We start from the raw sequence: 16,820 nt of genomic DNA, 5'->3' as shown, positions 1-16,820 counted from the left end.
CATGGAGCGGCATCAGCTTTCGACGATCTCATCTCGGCCGGGCGGCAGAACGGCAAGCTCAGCCCAATCAAGCTCCTGTTCCAGCATGTGAAAGACGTCGTCGTCGATCTCGCCGGCGCGGCGCATCGCGGCCAGTTTGCGCCGTTTCGCACCGATGACATTGCGGCGCTGTTTGTCGAGCCTGCTGACCTCGCGCGGGTGTCTTCCGTCGGCAGCAATCTCGCGCTCGGAGGTGTAGACGTCGCGCAGGATTCGGGTGGATTTGTCCTCGCCTTCAAGCTCGGCAAGAGCCGCGTCGATCAATGCCACGCGAGCTTTGGTGAGATCGCGGTTCAGGGATGTGTCCGGATCGAATTTCAGGAAGCGGATCAGCGGCCCGAGCGTCAGCCCCTGGACGATGAGCGTGCCGAGAACGACGGCCAGCGCGCTGAGCAGGATGATATCGCGATCATGGAAGTCGATCGGCAGGGCGAGCGCAGTTGCCAGCGTGACGAGACCGCGCATGCCGCACCAGCCGGCAAGCAGGCTCGCGGCAAATGTGGGAGCGGCTTGCGTCGTGAGACCGCGCTCGGCAAGGAAGGTGATGACGCGGTTATAGACGAGCACCCAGGCCAGGCGCACGGCGATGACGGTGACGAAGACTGCGGTTGCCAAGGTGAACGCAAAATTCAGCCGAGCGGGATCGAGATCGAGGACGATCTGGCGGACCTGCAAGCCCATCAGCAGGAAGGCGAGCACATTAAGCAGGAACACCGCGGCCTCCCAAACCGAATAGGAATGAATGCGGTGGCGGGCCGTCTGCCGCTCCGGCATGTAGCGGGCGATCACCATGGCATATGCGACGATCGCCAGGATCGCCGAAAGGTGCAGTCGCTCGGCGATGATCCAGGTGCCGAAGGTGGCGACGAACTCGAGCAGTGTGCCGCCGAGCGTGCCGGCGAGCTTCAGACCAACGATCATGTAGAGACGGCCGAGAAGATAGCCGAGGATGAGACCGCCCGGCGCTGCCAGCGTCAATTCCGCCAGAATGCCGGTGAAGAAGGCAGGATTGGTGGCGGCCGCCACTGCGGCGCTGAAGATGAGGAGGGCGACGGCATCGTTGAGCAGGCTCTCGCCCTTGAGGATTACATAGGTCTGGCGCGGCAGATTGAAGCGGTCGAGCATGACGGTCGCCGCGACCGCATCCGGCGGCGCGACGATGGCGCCGAGTGCGACGGCCACGGCAAGCGGCAGGCCGGCCATTGCGACGCCGACGGCGGCGACGGCCGCGGCCGTCAAAATGACGGCGATTGCGGCAAGCGAAAAGAGCGGCAGCCAGTTGCGCCTCAACGTCCTCGGCGGCAAATCGTATGCGGCATCGAAAAGTACGGGTGCGATGAAAAGCGCCAGCGCCAGCCTGGGATCGATCGCCACCTCCGGCGCCCACGGGAAGGCAGCAACAATGATGCCGGCGATCGCCAGCATAGTCGGATAAGGCACACGGAACTTCCTGGAGAATTGCAGGAAGATGATCGCCACCAAGAGCAGCGTCAGCATGCTTTCGAAGAACGCCATAGGCCCTCCAGACCATTTCAGCGAATAGTTCTTGCCGAAAACTAGGGCCAGGCGATGCCGCGGCTACCGTTAAAGCCTAAAGCTGTGAGGGGCGGCAAGCTGCCGGCCGCGGCCTGCGGCATTTTGGCCGCGGTTGCAGAATCTGTGGCTTACGCTCTTGTGCGAGCGTCTGCGCTCAATATATGTGAGCACATCATAAGTATGCTTATAAATATTCGGCATAGGTTTCCATGAACGCCACGCCCACACTCGGTTTCCTTCTCCACGATGTCGCACGACTGCTGCGCAAGCGCTTCGAGCAACGTGCTAAGTGTCTTGGGCTGACACGGTCGCAATGGCAGACGCTCGCCTATCTCTCGAACAACGAGGGCATCCACCAGAGCGGCCTTGCCGAAATTCTCGAAGTCGAGCCGATCACGCTGGTGCGCATTCTCGACAAGCTCGCCGAACGCGGGCTCATCGAGCGCCGCCAGCATCCGACCGACCGGCGGATCTGGCTGCTCTACATGCGCGACGAGGCGCATCCTCTGCTCGCCGAAATGCGCGAACTTGGCGATGTCACCCGCGCAGAGGCGCTGGAAGGTGTCTCCGCCGAGCAGCGCGAGCAGCTTTTTCATGTCCTGTCCATAATGAAGACCAACCTGGTCCAGGCATGCCGCACCCCGGTTGACGAAAATGAGATGAACGATGGCTGATCAATCTCCCCTGCGCGTCGTTGCCGACGCCAATGCCAAGTCTCCTATTGAAGAAAATGAAGCGAAACAGCAGGAAACGGTAGCCGAAGCGCCTTCATCCAATTCAGCGCCGGCTGCTGCCGTGGCTGCGCCTGGCGGCAACAAGGTCCGCCGCCGGCGCAGTTTCACGCGGCCCGTTCTCTTCGCCCTGCTGCCGGTTGCGCTCGTCGTCGGCGGTTACTACTACGTCAATGGCGGTCAGGTGATGTCGACCGACAACGCCTATATCCAGGCCGATATGGTCGGGGTCACCACCGATGTCTCCGGCATCGTCGACCAGATCGACGTGCATGAGAACGAGGCGGTCAAGGCGGGGCAGGTGCTGTTCAGCCTGAGGGTCGACTCCTTCAAGATCGCACTTGCCGGCGCCGAAGCGCAGCTCGGCGTCCAGCGCAACCAGATCATGAACCTCAAGGCGAGCTATCAGCAGTCGCTCGCCGAGATCACTCAGGCGCAAGCGGACCTGCCCTATTACCAGGATCAGTTCGACCGGCAGCAGAACCTCGTCAACAACGGCAGCGCGACGCAATCAGCCTATGACGAGGCCAAGCATAATCTCGAAGCTGCGCAGCAGAAGGTTGCCGTCGCCAAGGCGGAAGCCGCAACGACGCTCGCCCAGCTCGGCGGTTCTGCCGACCAGCCGGTCGACGAAAACCCGCTCTACCTGCAGGCCAAGTCGAATGTCGACAACGCCCGGCGCGAACTCGACAACAGCGTCGTCAAGGCGCCCTTCGACGGCATCGTCACCAACGTCAATGCGCTGCAGGTCGGCTCCTACTTGCAGGCTTCGCAGCAGGCCTTCTCGCTTGTCGCCACCGATCATCTGTGGATCGCCGCCAGCCCGAAGGAAACCGAGCTCACCTATGTCAAGCCCGGCCAGACGACCACGATTTACGTCGACACCTATCCCGGCATGACGTGGAAGGGCAAGGTCGAGAGCATCAGCCCCGCGTCGGGCTCCAGCTTCTCGCTGCTGCCGGCGCAGAACACCACCGGCAACTGGGTGAAGGTCGTGCAGCGCATTCCGATGCGCGTCAGCATCGAGGATGCGCAAGGCAAGCCGCCGCTGCGCGTCGGCATGAGCACGGTCGTCGATGTCGATACCGGCCATGCCCGCGGCCTGCCCGATTTCGTCAACAAGCTTCTGGGCCGGGCTCAGGGCGGGGATGATGAGTAACGCTCCCGCTTCCCCGGCGACCCCGGTTGCCAATCGCGGCGCGATCACGGCCTGCGTTATTCTCGCCGTCATCATGCAGGCGCTGGACACGACGATCGCCAACGTGGCGCTGCCCTATATCCAGGGCAGCGTGTCGGCCTCCGCCGACCAGATCAACTGGGTGCTGACCTCCTATATCGTCGCGGCGGCGATCATGACGCCACCCTCCGGTTTCCTCGCCGCCAAGTTCGGCCGCAAGCGTGTTCTGCTCGTCGCAATCGCCGGCTTCGTGGCCGCCTCCGTTCTCTGCGGCCTGGCGCAATCCTTGAACCAGATCGTCGCCTTCCGCCTGTTGCAGGGCCTGTTCGGCGCATCGCTGGTGCCGCTTTCCCAGGGCATTCTTCTCGACATCTATACGGTGGAGGAGCGCGGCTCGGCTATGGCGCTTTTCGGCGTCTCGGTCATGGTCGGGCCGGTGCTCGGCCCGGTCATCGGCGGCTGGCTGACCGACAACATCAGCTGGCGCTGGGTGTTCTATATCAACGTGCCGATCGGCGCGCTCGCTTTCATGGGCATCGTCGTCTTCGTTAGCGAGACCAAGCGGGATGCGCTCGCCAAACTCGACTGGTTCGGCTTCGGGATGATGAGCCTGTTCATCGCCGCGCTGCAGCTCTTCCTCGACCGCGGCGAGCAGCTCGACTGGTTCTCTTCGGGCGAGATCATGGTCGAAGCGATTGTCTGCGCCGCCGCATTCTATCTGCTTATGGTACACACGCTGACTGCCGAGAAATCCTTCGTCAATCCGAAGCTGTTTCTCGACCAGAACTTCACGGTCAGCATGATCTTCATCTTCGTGGTTGGCGTCACCTACCTCGCCTCGCTGGCGCTGATGACCCCCTATCTGCAGACGCTGATGGGCTATCCCGTCATTACCGCCGGCATCGTCATGGGGCCGCGGGGGCTCGGCACCATGCTCTGCATGTTCATTGTGGGACGGCTGATCGGCAAGGTCGATACGCGCGTGTTGCTGGTGCTCGGTCTCGGCCTGACCGCCTGGGCGATGTACGACATGACGGGCTGGACGCCCGATGTTTCGCAATGGACGATCGTCTCGGTCGGCTTCATCCAGGGCGCCGGCCTCGGCTTTCTCTTCGTGCCGCTGACGACGGTCGCCTTCGCCACGCTGCCCGCCCATATGCGTGGCGACGGTACCGGCCTCTACAATCTGTCGCGAAACATCGGCTCGGCGGTCGGTATCTCGATCGTCTCGGCACTGATCGTCGAGAACACACAGAGCAATCACGAGTCGATCGCGGCCTATGTGACGCCTTTCAACCACGCCTTCAATGCGGTGGCGGCGCAAGGGTTGAGCCCCCTGACGGCCGCCGGCCGCGCTTCGCTCAACGAGATGATCACCCTGCAATCGACGATCATCGCCTATATGGACGATTTCAAGCTCTTGATGCTGATGTCGCTCGCGGTCATCCCGCTGGCGCTGCTGCTGCGCAAGCCGAAAGCGGCGCCCGCCGTCGACCATAGCGCGGTGATGGAATAATCAGCGAAACGGTTTGCTGAGATACCGCGATCCCTGAATGCCGAAGCGCCACGGTGCTTCGGCATTTCTAGTAATGCCGATGCGTTTTCCCGAGACAACAGGCACCGGCGCAGACGGCGTCAGCGCATAGGGCGGGCGGTCGAGCAACCTGTCATTGATTTCGATGTCGATGCCGAGCGCCTGGCAGAGCTTGCCCGGGCCACTGCAGAGCGCCGTCAGCATATCGGTGCCGCGCCGCTCCGTCATGGCGGCAATTCCCCCTTCCGGCTCGAGCGCCCGGATCAGCACGGCCGAGCCCGGATGGCAGACGAAGTTCAGGCACCAGTACATGCCGTAGATGCGGTAGATGTAGACATTGCCGGGCCGGCCGAACATGGCGCCGTTGCGCCTGGTGGGCCCGCGAAAACTGTGCGAGGCTTCGTCATCGGGGAAATAGGCCTCGGTCTCGGTGATGCGGCCGCCGGCGCCATCGACTGTCAGATGGCAGCCGAGCAGGTCGCGGGCCACAGTGATCGCGTCGCGCTCGAAAAACGCCCTGAGGCCTTCGCCGGCAAGCGCGCCGGCGCCGATCGCGCCCTTTGTCATTCCACCATCGGTCATAACCGAGGCAGATAACATTCGCTGCCGCCGCCGTCATCCTAAAACCATTTGATGAGGCCGGCCGCGTCAGCGGCCGGCATTCGGATCACGCATCGGGATCGAGGATGATGTAACCGAGACCGGATCGCTCGCCGGGAAGGAATCTTCCAGGCCTTCCTCCAGTTCCTCTTCGAGCAGGGCCGGATCCTTGCTGCGCGCGCCGTCGCCATGGGCTGGTTCGATTGCTGCCGCAAGCAGGACCTTGGCGCGCGGGACCGCGTTTTCCAACGTCAGTTCGGGTGCGCTCCGCAGCGTTACGGCAATGCTGTCTTCGCCTTCACCGCCGAATTCGACGACGAAGCCGTCTTCCGTCTGGTAGACGGTGATATCGCTGAGTGCCATGGCCCTTCCCCCAACCGCTCATATTAGCAAAGCGTGTTTTTGGAATTTTGTCGAGCGAAGACCTTCACCAGCCAATCGATGAAGACGCGCACGCGCGGCGAAAGCTGGCGGTTGCGGGGATAGAGCAGGGAGACCGGCGTCGGGGTCAGCGGAAAATCCGGAAGCACTTGGACCAGAGTGCCGTCGGACAGGTCTTTTTCGGCGTGGTAGCGCGGGATCTGGATCAGGCCGAGGCCCATCCTCGCTGCAGCAACATAGCTTTCGGCGGCGTTGACGGTGACGGTCGCGGGAATGGTTATGTTGCGTGCCGCACCATCGACGATGAATTCGAGCGGCAGCAGACCGCCGGTGCTGGTAGAGCGGAAGCCGACCATGCAATGGCCGGCAAGCCGGTCCGGATGCTGCGGCACGCCGCGGGCGGCGACATAGGCCGGAGAGGCGAGCGTGACCTCATCAAGCATGGCGACACGCCTGATGATCATTTCGCTATCGGCGGGCGTACCGACGCGCAGCACGCAATCGATGCCTTCGCGCACCAGATCGACCAGCCGATCGCCTTCGCTCATAAAGAACTCGATCTCGGGATAGGTCTCCAGAAAGGACGGCAGGCTCGGAAGCACGAAATGGCGCGCGAGCGTGCCGTGCACATCGACGCGCAGCAGGCCTTTCGGTCTGGCGCCGGCAAAGGCCCCTTCCGCATCCTCGATGTCGGCGAGGATCGACAGGCAGCGCTGGTAATAAGCCTCGCCGTCGAGCGTCGGGCTGACATGGCGCGTCGTGCGCTGGAGTAAGCGCACACCGAGGCGGGCCTCGAGCTGCTTGACCGCGTCGGTAACGGTCGAGCGCGGCAGGCCCGTGTCTTCCGCTGCGAGGGTGAAGCTGCGGCGCTCCACAATGCGGCAGAACACACGCATGGCATCGAATCTGTCCATCTTGTTTGTTCGTATTCTCCGGATAGTGATGCCGGAGAATGCACGATTATCCGCCGCAGGAAAAGGCGCATCTTCTTCTCATCGAAAACGCGCCGTGGCGCAGAAGGAGAAGAACAATGGCTTCCAACAAAAACAAAAAGGTCGCACTGGTCACAGGCGCTTCCCGTGGTATCGGCGCGGCCGTTGCCAGGCGCCTCGCCAGGGACGGTTTCACCGTCGTCGTCAACTATTCCGGCAGTGCGGCCGCGGCCGAGGACCTCGCCCGGGAGATCGAGCAGGCTGGCGGCAGGGCGCTGACGGCGAAGGCGGATGTCAGCGATGCTGGAGCCGTCCGGCGGATGTTCGACGCTGCGGAAGGCGCCTTTGGCGGCGTTGATGTGCTCGTCAACAATGCCGGCATCATGATGCTGTCGCCGCTCGCCGAGGCTGACGACGAAAACTTCGATCGCCAGATCGGCGTCAATCTCAAGGGCACGTTCAATACGCTCAGGGAAGCGGCCCGGCGCCTGCGTGACGGCGGCAGGGTCATCAACTTTTCGACTTCGGTCGTCGGGCTGAAGCTCGAAACCTATGGCGTTTACGCCGCCACCAAGGCCGCCGTCGAAACGCTGACGGCGATCATGGCCAAGGAGATGCGCGGCCGTAACATCACGGTCAACGCCATCGCGCCCGGGCCGGTGGCTACTGATCTTTTCCTCAACGGCAAGACGGAGGAACTCATTGCCCGCATGGCGAAGATGAACCCGCTGGAACGGCTCGGCTCGCCCGAGGATATTGCCTCTGCGGTCGCCTTTCTAGCCGGCCCGGACGGCGGCTGGATCAATGGCCAGACACTGCGCGCCAACGGCGGCGTGATCTGACGAAGGCGCCCTCATCGCAATCATGTGAACGAAGATTGTAGGTCTTCCCCCTTACAATCTTGTGGAGAGTGCCTATAGTTGCTTTATCGCGACAGAGTGGAGTTCCCTGACGCTCTCTCCCGAACCTCCAGAGCCTGCCGCGCCCAGTCTGCGGCGCGACAGGTCCGATGTTCAAAATTTTGCGGCCCGTCGAAGGTTTCCTTTGCCTTCCGGGCCGTCTCTGTTTTGCCGCCGCGCGACGTGCTCTAGAAATCGTTCAGCTTGGCCTCGACCAGGAGCTTGACCAGCCAATCGACGAAGACGCGGACCTTGTTGCTGAGGTGGCGGTTCGGTGGATAGACCACATAGAGCGGTATCGGATCGCGGCGCCAGTCCGGCAGCACGCGGATGAGTTCGCCCCGCCGCATCGGTTCACGCGCCATGAAGGTCGGCACCTGCGCGACGCCGAGCCCCGTCAGGGCCGCGGTCAGATAAGTGCGGCTGTCATTGACCGAGGCGATGCAGCGCGGGGTGGTCTCGACCATTTCGTTGCCCCTGCGAAATTCGAAGGGCAGCGTCCGGTTGTTCTGGGCGCGGAAATAATTGACGGAATAGTGCGTGGCCTCAAGATCCTCCGGCCGTTCGGGCATGCCGAATTTCTGAATGTAGCTCGGCGAAGCGCAGGTGATCAGTTCCATCTCCGAAACCCGCCGGGCGATCAGTGACTGATCGGTGGGCGTGCCGGCCCGCAGCGCGCAATCGACGTTTTCGACCAGGTAGTCTACCGTGCGGTCGCCGACCCCCAGGTCCAGACGGATATCGGGATAGCGCTGGTAGAAGTCGCAAAGTGCTGGAACGACAATGGCGTCGGCAAAAGCGCCGCTCATTTCGATGCGCAACCGCCCGCTCGGCACGCTTTGCGAATTGGAGAGGCTGCCATCGAGTTCCTCCAGCTCAGAGATGATCTGGGCGGCGCGTTCGTAATAAAGTGCTCCGTCCGTGGTCACCATGACCCGGCGCGTGGTGCGGTTCAGGAGCTTGGTGCGCAGATGCGCTTCGAGCCCCTGAATGAGGTTGGTCACCGTCGCCTTGGGCATGGCGAGCATGTCGGCGGCGCGGGTGAAATTGCCCGTCTCCACGACGCGGATGAAGACGCGCATTGCCGAGAGCTGATCCATCGGTTTCAAGTCCGCAGTTTGCGTTGCACCATTATTCGAAAATCGGAACAGTGTAATCGCGATATCGCTTCTTATTCCCTGTGCTGAATAACAATATCTTTTTTATACAAAATGCAAGCGGCGGAATGTGCCTGTTTGCTCCCATGCGGAAAGAGACCGGAAGCATGACGGTGGAGTGGAAAGATATGATGCTGGACAAGGTGGCCATTGGCCCCGTTTCCGCACGTATCTACCAGGGCGCCGATTATGGCAAGGGTCCGCCGATCGTGCTTTATCTGCATGGCGGCGCCTTTCTCGACAGCGAGACCAATGTCGATCGCCCGGTGGCGATGAGCCTCGCCAAGGCTGGCGCCATCGTCGCCGCCGTCGACTATAGCAGCCTGTCCGACAACCTGTTTCCGAAGGCATTGGAAGTTTCTTTCTCGGTTTTCAGCTATCTCGCCAACAAACGTGCTGCCGGTCTTGGCGACCGCAAGTCGTTGCTTTTTGTCGCCGGTGAGGAGGCGGGCGGCAACGTCGCCGCCGGTGTGGCGCTGAAGGCGCGCGACCAGTTGCCTGATGCACTCGATGGCCAGGTGTTGATTTCGCCGCTGCTTGATCCCTTCATGGGCACGTCTTCCATCCGCAAGGCGGAAGCCGTCGGCATGCGCCAGCGCTGGACCGATGGCTGGAGTCATTACCTGAGTGGCGGCGGCTGCCATCCCTATGCGGCGCCTTGCCTCTGTTCGCGTCTTTCTGGCGTCGCTCCGGCGCTGATATTCACCGCTGAGGACGATCCTCTGCACGACGAAACAATCGGTTACGGCGCCCGCCTGAAAAAGGCCGGTGTCGGTGTCCGCCAGCATGTCCTTCCCGCCGGGACGGGCTGGGCTTCGATTTATGGTGGGAAATCCGGGGAAGCGCCCGGTTGGCAGGAACACGTCAGCCGCCATTTCGGGAGTTTCCTTCAGGACGTAAGCGTCCAACCGCAATTGCATTGAAGAAGATCTGATATTTCGGCGGCTCGAGGCCGCAAGGAGAGTACTGATGACGTCCAGAAGCAAGCGCTGGGCCCTGGTGGGCGCCGGCTTAGGTCTCATTGCGTCCGTTTCCGGCGCTGCATTGTTTTTTGAATTGCCGATGAGCACGGCTGCCACGGCCGCATCCGAGTCGGCGCAGCCTCCGGCCGTGCCGGTGACGGTTGCCGTGGTCGCGGCGCACGACGTGACCGCCTGGGAAAGTTTCTCCGGTCGCCTGGAAGCGGTCGACCGCGTACAGGTGCGCTCCCGCGTCGCCGGCGCCATTCTGTCGGTGGCGTTCCGTGAGGGCGCGCTGGTCAAACAGGGCGACCTGCTGTTCACCATCGACCCGGCGCCCTACCAGGCGAGCGTGGCGCAGGCGCAAGGCCAGGTCGCTTCGGCCGAAGCCAAGGTCAGCCTGGCGCAGACCGAGCTCGATCGCGGCCGCAGGCTTTCCGACAACCGCACCATCTCCCAGAGCGATCTCGATCAGCGCCAGAGCGCACTGGCCGAGGCGCAGGCCGGCCTGCGTTCGGCGCAGGCCACCTTGCAGTCGGCCCAGCTCGATCTCGATTACACGCAGGTTCGCGCTCCGGTATCGGGCCGTATCGGCAAGATCGAGGTAACCGCCGGCAACCTCGTTGCAGCCGGATCGACCTCGCCGGCGCTGACGACGCTGGTTTCGGTCGACCCGATCTATGCGAGCTTCAACGCCAGCGAAGAGATGGTGACGCGGGCGCTTGCCCAACTGCCGCAGACCGACAGCGCGCTGCCTCCGGTCGAGCAAATCCCCGTCGAAATCGGCACGTTGGCCGACGACGGTACGCCGATCAAAGGCAAGCTGCAGCTGATCGACAACGAGGTCGATGCATCAAGCGGCACGATCGGCGTGCGGGCCGTCTTCGACAATCCGGGCGGACGCCTCATTCCCGGTCAGTTCGTGCGCGTGCGCATGGGCCAGCCGAAAGCCGAGAACAAGATCGTCATCAGCGACCGGGCCGTCGGCACTGACCAGGACAAGAAGTTCGTCTTCGTCGTCGACGGCGAGAACAAGGTGGCCTACCGGCAGGTCCAGCTCGGCTCGCTGGCTGACGGCCAGCGGGTGGTCGAAAGCGGCCTGAAGGCCGGCGAGAAGATCGTCGTCAACGGCCTGCAGCGCATCCGTCCCGGTGCCGTCGTCGTTCCGCAGATGGAAGAGAAGGTCGCGACCGCCCAGTAAGATCCCGCCTTCCCCTGCGGGGGAAGGCCGATACCCGACATAATATGACCCGCCGGCGGCGCCTCACCCGCCGGAGAGGGACATTGCATCCATGTTCACCCCGGAGAGGGCTTTGATATGAACATCTCCAGATTCTTTGTCGACCGGCCGGTCTTTGCCGGCGTTCTTTCGGTCCTCATCGTAGTTGCCGGCCTGATCGGCCTGCGGGCGCTGCCGATTTCCGAATATCCTGAAGTCGTGCCGCCATCGGTCGTCGTGCGCGCAACCTATCCCGGCGCCAATCCGAGCGTCATTGCCGAAACGGTGGCGACGCCGCTCGAAGAGCAGATCAACGGCGTCGAGGGCATGCTCTATATGTCCAGCCAGGCGACGTCGGACGGCGTGCTTAACGTCACCGTCACCTTCAAGCTCGGCACCGACCCCGACAAGGCGCAGCAGCTCGTCCAGAACCGCGTTTCACAGGCCGAGCCGCGCCTGCCGGCGGAAGTCCGTGCACTCGGCATCACGACGGTCAAGAGCTCGCCCGACTTCATCATGGTCGTCAACCTCGTCTCCGACGGCGACAGCCACGACATCACCTATCTCCGCAACTACGCGACCCTCAACATCAAGGATCGGCTTGCCCGTATCCCCGGTGTCGGTCAGGTGCAGGTCTTCGGCGCCGGCGATTATTCGATGCGCGTCTGGATCGATCCGCAGAAGGCGGCCGAGCATGATCTCGCCGCCAGCGACATCAGCAACGCCATCAGCTCGCAGAACGTCCAGGCGGCCGCCGGCATCATCGGCGCCTCGCCGAGCCAGCCGGGCGTCGACCTGCAGCTCAACGTGAATGCGCAGGGCCGCCTGCGCACGCCGGAAGAATTCGGCAGCATCATCGTCAAGACGGGCGCCAATGGCGAGATCACCCGTCTTCGCGACGTTGCCCGCATCGAGCTTGGCGCCGCCGACTATACGCTGCGGTCGCTGCTCGACGGCAAGCCTGCCGTCGCCGTGGCCGTCCTTCAGGCGCCCGGTTCGAATGCGATCGAAATTGCCGACAATGTGCGCGCGACCATGGATCAGCTGCAATTGGCGATGCCCGAGGGCGTCAAATACGAGATCGTCTACGATACGACGAAATTCGTGCGCTCTTCGATCGAGAAGGTCATCGACACACTGCTCGAAGCCATCGCGCTCGTCGTCCTCGTCGTCATCCTGTTCCTGCAGACATGGCGCGCCTCGATCATCCCGCTGATCGCGGTTCCGGTCTCGATCATCGGCACTTTCGCGGTCATGTATGTCTTCGGCTTCTCGATCAACGCGCTCAGCCTTTTCGGGCTGGTGCTGGCGATCGGTATCGTGGTGGACGACGCGATCGTCGTGGTCGAAAACGTCGAACGCAACATCGAACACGGCCTGTCGCCAAGAGCCGCCACCTACAAGGCGATGAAGGAGGTGTCCGGTCCGATCATTGCGATCGCGTTGGTCCTCGTCGCGGTTTTCGTGCCGCTCGCCTTCATCTCCGGCCTGTCGGGGCAGTTCTACCGCCAGTTCGCTCTGACGATCGCGATCTCGACCGTCATCTCGGCCTTCAACTCGCTGACGCTGTCGCCGGCGCTGGCCGCCCTTCTGCTGAAGGGCCACCATGCGCCGAAGGACTGGTTGACGCGGTTCATGGATGCGATTTTCGGCTGGTTCTTCCGCGGCTTCAACCGCGTCTTCGGCGCCGGTTCGAATGCCTATGGCAAGGGAGTGGGCGGTCTGGTGTCGCGCAAGAGCATCGTCATGGTGGTCTACCTGGCGCTGGTCGGTGCGACCTACAGCATGTTCACCACGGTTCCGGGCGGCTTCGTGCCCTCCCAGGACAAGCAGTATCTGATCGGCTTCGCCCAGCTGCCGGATGCGGCAAGCCTCGACCGCACCGAGGATGTCATCAAGCGGATGACCGACATCGCCTTGAAGCAGCCGGGCGTCGCCAATGCGATCGCCTTCCCCGGCCTGTCGATCAACGGCTTCACCAACTCGTCGAATGCCGGCATCGTCTTCGTGACGCTGAAGGATTTCGAGGAGCGCAAGACGCCGGATCTCTCCGGCGGCGCCATCGCCATGGCGCTGAACCAGAAGTTCGGGGCGATCCAGGACGCCTTCATCGCCATGTTCCCGCCGCCGCCAGTCAACGGCCTCGGCACGACCGGCGGTTTCAAGCTGCAGATCGAGGATCGGGCGGGTCTCGGCAATCAGGCGCTCGACGAGGCGACCAAGGCGGTGCTTGCCAAGGCCTATCAGACGCCTGAGCTTGCCGGGCTGTTCTCGAGCTTCCAGATCAACGTGCCGCAGCTCTATGCCGATCTCGACCGCGCCAAGGCCGAGCAGCTCGGCGTTTCCGTCACCGACGTCTTCCAGACGCTGCAGATCTATCTCGGCTCGCTCTATGTGAACGACTTCAACGCCTTCGGCCGCACCTACAGCGTCCGAGTGCAGGCCGACGCGAAATTCCGCGCCCAGCCGGAAGATATCGGCCAGTTGAAGGTTCGTTCGGCATCGGGCGAGATGATCCCGCTATCGGCCCTCTTGAAGGTGGAGCCGAGCACGGGGCCGGAGCGGGCGAACCGCTACAACGGCTTCCTCGCCGCCGATATCAACGGCGGTCCGGCGCCGGGCTTCTCGTCTGGTCAGGCCCAGGCGGCAATCGAGAAAATCCTTCGCGAGACGCTGCCGTCCGGGATCGATTTCGAATGGACGGATCTGACCTATCAGCAGATCCTTGCCGGCAATTCAAGCGTGGTCGTCTTCCCACTTGCCCTGCTGCTGGTCTTCCTGGTGCTGGCCGCCCAGTACGAGAGCCTGACCCTGCCGCTGGCGATCATCATGATCGTGCCGATGGGCGTGCTGGCGGCTCTGACAGGCGTCTGGCTCACCGGAGGAGATAATAACATCTTCACCCAGATCGGCCTTGTCGTCCTTGTCGGCCTATCGGCGAAGAACGCGATCCTGATCGTGGAATTTGCCCGCGAACTGGAGTTCGAGGGCAGGACGCCGCGGGAGGCGGCGGTCGAGGCCAGCCGCCTTCGCCTTCGCCCGATTCTCATGACCTCCATGGCCTTCATCATGGGCGTCGTGCCGCTGGTCGCCTCCACAGGCGCCGGCGCGGAAATGCGTGCGGCCATGGGTGTGGCGGTGTTCTCCGGCATGATCGGCGTCACCTTCTTCGGCATCTTCATGACGCCGGTGTTCTACGTGCTGCTGCGACGGCTGACGGGCAACCGTCCGCTCATCCAGCACAAGCCGGACGAACACAAGGAGGAAGAGGCGGAGGTCATCCGGCTCGCGGCGGAATAGACGGAATTCAACCTTCCTTTGTCGAGTAAATCGGGCGGGAACTTCGGTTCTCGCCCGTATCGTTTTTCAGACACCCGACGAAAATGCGTTACGTTCATCAAAACGGTTGCAACCGTGAACGAGGGGACTATCAAAGACGGGTGGCAGCTGGGAGGATCGGCGCGGGCCTGCTGTCCGGATAAGCAAAGCCGGCGCGCTTGCGGAAGTTGGTGAGGCGGACTGCAGCGCTCCGCTTCTCGACTTCGACGAGAAGAGTGGCCGATCGGGAGGATAATGATGACGGATCGCCAACCGAAGAAACGCCGCCTGCGTTCGCAGGATTGGTTCGACAATCCCGATCATATCGACATGGCGGCGCTCTATCTCGAGCGTTTCATGAATTACGGCATCACCCCGGAAGAGCTGCGCTCGGGCAAACCGATCATCGGGATTGCTCAGAGCGGCAGCGATCTGACGCCCTGCAACAGGGTGCATGTCGAACTCGCCAAGCGCGTGCGCGACGGCATTCGCGATGCAGGCGGCATCCCGATCGAATTTCCGACACATCCGATCTTCGAGAACTGCAAGCGCCCGACCGCCGCCCTCGACCGCAATCTCGCCTATCTCGGCCTCGTCGAAATCCTTTACGGCTATCCGCTCGACGGTGTCGTGTTGACAACCGGCTGCGACAAGACCACGCCTTCGGCAATCATGGCTGCTTCGACGGTCGATATTCCGGCCATCGTGCTCTCCGGCGGGCCGATGCTCGATGGCTGGCACGAGGGGGAGCTGGCCGGTTCCGGCACTGTCATCTGGCGGATGCGGCGGAAATATGCTGCAGGCGAGATCGATCGGGAGGAGTTTCTACAGGCAGCGCTCGATTCGGCTCCATCCGTCGGCCACTGCAATACGATGGGCACAGCCTCAACGATGAATGCCTTGGCGGAAGCACTCGGCCTATCGCTCACCGGCTGCGGCGCCATTCCGGCCGCCTATCGCGAGCGGGGGCAGATGGCCTACCGTACCGGACGGCGCGCCGTCGAGATCGTGTTCGAGGATCTGAAGCCATCGGATATCCTGACGCGAGCTGCCTTCCTCAATGCGATCCGCACCAATTCGGCAATCGGCGGCTCGACCAATGCGCAGCCGCATCTGGCTGCGATGGCCAAGCACGCCGGCGTCGAACTTTATCCCGATGACTGGCAGGTGCACGGCTTCGATATCCCGCTTTTGGCCAATGTCCAGCCCGCGGGCGCCTATCTCGGCGAGCGCTATCACCGCGCCGGCGGCACGCCGGCGATCATGTGGGAGCTGCTGCAGGCCGGAAAACTCGACGGCGACTGTCGAACGATAACGGGCAGGACGATGGCCGAAAACCTCGACGGGCGGCAGGCCAGCGACCGCGAGGTCATCCGGCCCTTCGACGAACCGCTGAAGGAGCGGGCGGGCTTCCTCGTTCTCAAGGGCAATCTCTTCGATTTTGCGATCATGAAGATGAGCGTCGTCTCGGAGGATTTCCGCCGGCGTTATCTTCTGGAGCCCGGGCGGGAAGGTGTCTTCGAGGGCAGGGCAGTGGTTTTCGACGGTTCCGAGGATTATCACACGCGCATCAACGACCCTGAACTCGGCATCGATGAGGATACCATCCTCGTCATCCGTGGAGCCGGACCGCTCGGCTGGCCGGGTTCGGCCGAGGTCGTCAACATGCAGCCGCCGGATCATCTGTTGAAGCGCGGCATCCGCAGCCTGCCGACGATCGGCGACGGCCGTCAGTCAGGCACCGCCGACAGCCCCTCGATCCTCAACGCATCACCGGAAAGTGCGGCCGGGGGCGGCCTCGCCTGGCTTCGCACCGGCGATATCATCCGCATCGACTTCAACCAGGGGCGCTGCGACATGCTCGTCAGCGGCGCCGAGATCGAGCGGCGCAAGGGTGACGGTATTCCGCCGGTGCCGGCGGATGCGACGCCGTGGCAGCAGATCTACCGCCGTTCGGTCACGCAACTGTCGGACGGCGCGGTTCTGGAAGGGGCTTCGGAGTTCCGCCAGATCGCAAAAAAACCGCCTCGGCACAACCATTGATCTGGCGCAGGGCAGCGATAGTGGTTGATTTCCGCTGAAATGCTTCCTCGTCCTCCGGGTTGAGTAAGCGAGAGATTTCGGCGCGACATTTATTCGCGCCGGCAGGAAGATTATTGGGCGCCAAGTAATTTTCTTGAGCTTGCAACGGCATTGTTTCATGGTAATGCGGAAACGAAGCTTACTGCATTGCATCGAAAACGTTTATACGCGTGGTCAGGACCATTGGCGCTGCTTCTCGATCATTCGCAGGTGCGCTCGGGGAGCGGTGATCTGACAATTGCTTTGCCGTTGGCGG

13 protein-coding genes are annotated in these 16,820 nt (G+C 62.7%); 8 read left to right on the top strand and 5 right to left on the bottom strand.

The window, feature by feature from the left end; translation table 11 throughout:
• Window positions 1-12: 12 nt before the first annotated feature.
• A complete protein-coding gene (locus tag AMK00_RS17260) occupies window positions 13-1,554 on the bottom strand; it encodes a cation:proton antiporter (protein WP_064804589.1) in 1,542 nt (513 codons plus the stop codon).
• 230 nt (window positions 1,555-1,784) lie between these two features.
• Between AMK00_RS17260 and AMK00_RS17255 the strand changes: the two genes are divergently transcribed.
• From AMK00_RS17255 to AMK00_RS17245, 3 genes are read left to right on the top strand one after another with little or no spacing between them, the layout of a single operon-like run.
• Window positions 1,785-2,249, top strand: coding sequence for a MarR family winged helix-turn-helix transcriptional regulator (locus tag AMK00_RS17255; RefSeq protein WP_064811191.1), 465 nt, complete (start codon window positions 1,785-1,787; stop codon window positions 2,247-2,249).
• Entirely contained in the window at window positions 2,242-3,465 is a 1,224-nt protein-coding gene (locus AMK00_RS17250) for an HlyD family secretion protein (RefSeq protein ID WP_064811190.1), read from the top strand. The genes AMK00_RS17255 and AMK00_RS17250 overlap by 8 nt, the downstream gene beginning before the upstream one ends.
• Window positions 3,458-4,999: a DHA2 family efflux MFS transporter permease subunit gene (locus AMK00_RS17245; RefSeq protein WP_064811189.1), complete on the top strand. Its 1,542-nt coding sequence runs from the start codon at window positions 3,458-3,460 to the stop codon at window positions 4,997-4,999. The genes AMK00_RS17250 and AMK00_RS17245 overlap by 8 nt, the downstream gene beginning before the upstream one ends.
• Here AMK00_RS17245 and AMK00_RS17240 read toward each other — a convergent pair whose 3' ends face one another.
• Genes AMK00_RS17240 through AMK00_RS17230 form a run of 3 tightly spaced genes read right to left on the bottom strand, consistent with a single transcriptional unit; the run spans window position 5,000 to window position 6,912 of the window.
• Window positions 5,000-5,617, bottom strand: a complete 618-nt coding sequence (locus AMK00_RS17240) for a DNA-3-methyladenine glycosylase (protein ID WP_082240329.1) — start codon at window positions 5,615-5,617, stop codon at window positions 5,000-5,002. It lies immediately after the preceding gene.
• 48 nt (window positions 5,618-5,665) lie between these two features.
• The gene (locus AMK00_RS17235) at window positions 5,666-5,980 is read right to left on the bottom strand and encodes a hypothetical protein (RefSeq protein ID WP_064811187.1); all 315 of its coding nucleotides are present in this window, start codon (window positions 5,978-5,980) and stop codon (window positions 5,666-5,668) included.
• A 23-nt stretch (window positions 5,981-6,003) separates the two neighbouring features.
• Window positions 6,004-6,912 (bottom strand): LysR family transcriptional regulator, encoded by a 909-nt coding sequence (locus tag AMK00_RS17230; RefSeq protein WP_064811186.1) that lies wholly within the window; start codon window positions 6,910-6,912, stop codon window positions 6,004-6,006.
• 116 nt (window positions 6,913-7,028) lie between these two features.
• Here AMK00_RS17230 and AMK00_RS17225 point away from each other — a divergent pair, with 116 nt between their 5' ends.
• Window positions 7,029-7,772 (top strand): SDR family oxidoreductase, encoded by a 744-nt coding sequence (locus AMK00_RS17225; protein ID WP_064811185.1) that lies wholly within the window; start codon window positions 7,029-7,031, stop codon window positions 7,770-7,772.
• Window positions 7,773-8,017: 245 nt separating this feature from the next.
• On the opposite strand, the gene AMK00_RS17220 is transcribed toward AMK00_RS17225, so the two are convergent.
• The gene (locus AMK00_RS17220) at window positions 8,018-8,929 is read right to left on the bottom strand and encodes a LysR family transcriptional regulator (protein WP_064804574.1); all 912 of its coding nucleotides are present in this window, start codon (window positions 8,927-8,929) and stop codon (window positions 8,018-8,020) included.
• 164 nt (window positions 8,930-9,093) lie between these two features.
• Here AMK00_RS17220 and AMK00_RS17215 point away from each other — a divergent pair, with 164 nt between their 5' ends.
• From AMK00_RS17215 to AMK00_RS17200, 4 genes are all read left to right on the top strand, one after another.
• Window positions 9,094-9,909: an alpha/beta hydrolase fold domain-containing protein gene (locus AMK00_RS17215; RefSeq protein WP_064804572.1), complete on the top strand. Its 816-nt coding sequence runs from the start codon at window positions 9,094-9,096 to the stop codon at window positions 9,907-9,909.
• Between the two features lie 46 nt (window positions 9,910-9,955).
• Window positions 9,956-11,146, top strand: coding sequence for an efflux RND transporter periplasmic adaptor subunit (locus AMK00_RS17210; protein ID WP_064804570.1), 1,191 nt, complete (start codon window positions 9,956-9,958; stop codon window positions 11,144-11,146).
• 117 nt (window positions 11,147-11,263) lie between these two features.
• Window positions 11,264-14,464, top strand: coding sequence for an efflux RND transporter permease subunit (locus tag AMK00_RS17205; protein ID WP_064804568.1), 3,201 nt, complete (start codon window positions 11,264-11,266; stop codon window positions 14,462-14,464).
• Window positions 14,465-14,740: 276 nt separating this feature from the next.
• Window positions 14,741-16,525 carry an IlvD/Edd family dehydratase gene (locus AMK00_RS17200; protein ID WP_064804566.1) on the top strand — a complete coding sequence of 595 codons (1,785 nt, stop codon included), beginning with the start codon at window positions 14,741-14,743 and terminating at the stop codon, window positions 16,523-16,525.
• Window positions 16,526-16,820: the final 295 nt, after the last annotated feature.

The sequence above is a fragment of the Rhizobium sp. N621 genome, assembly GCF_001664325.1.
Classification (GTDB): domain Bacteria; phylum Pseudomonadota; class Alphaproteobacteria; order Rhizobiales; family Rhizobiaceae; genus Rhizobium; species Rhizobium esperanzae.
The sequence above is the reverse complement of the archived record's forward strand: the minus strand, read 5'-3'. Positions and strand labels throughout refer to the sequence as shown.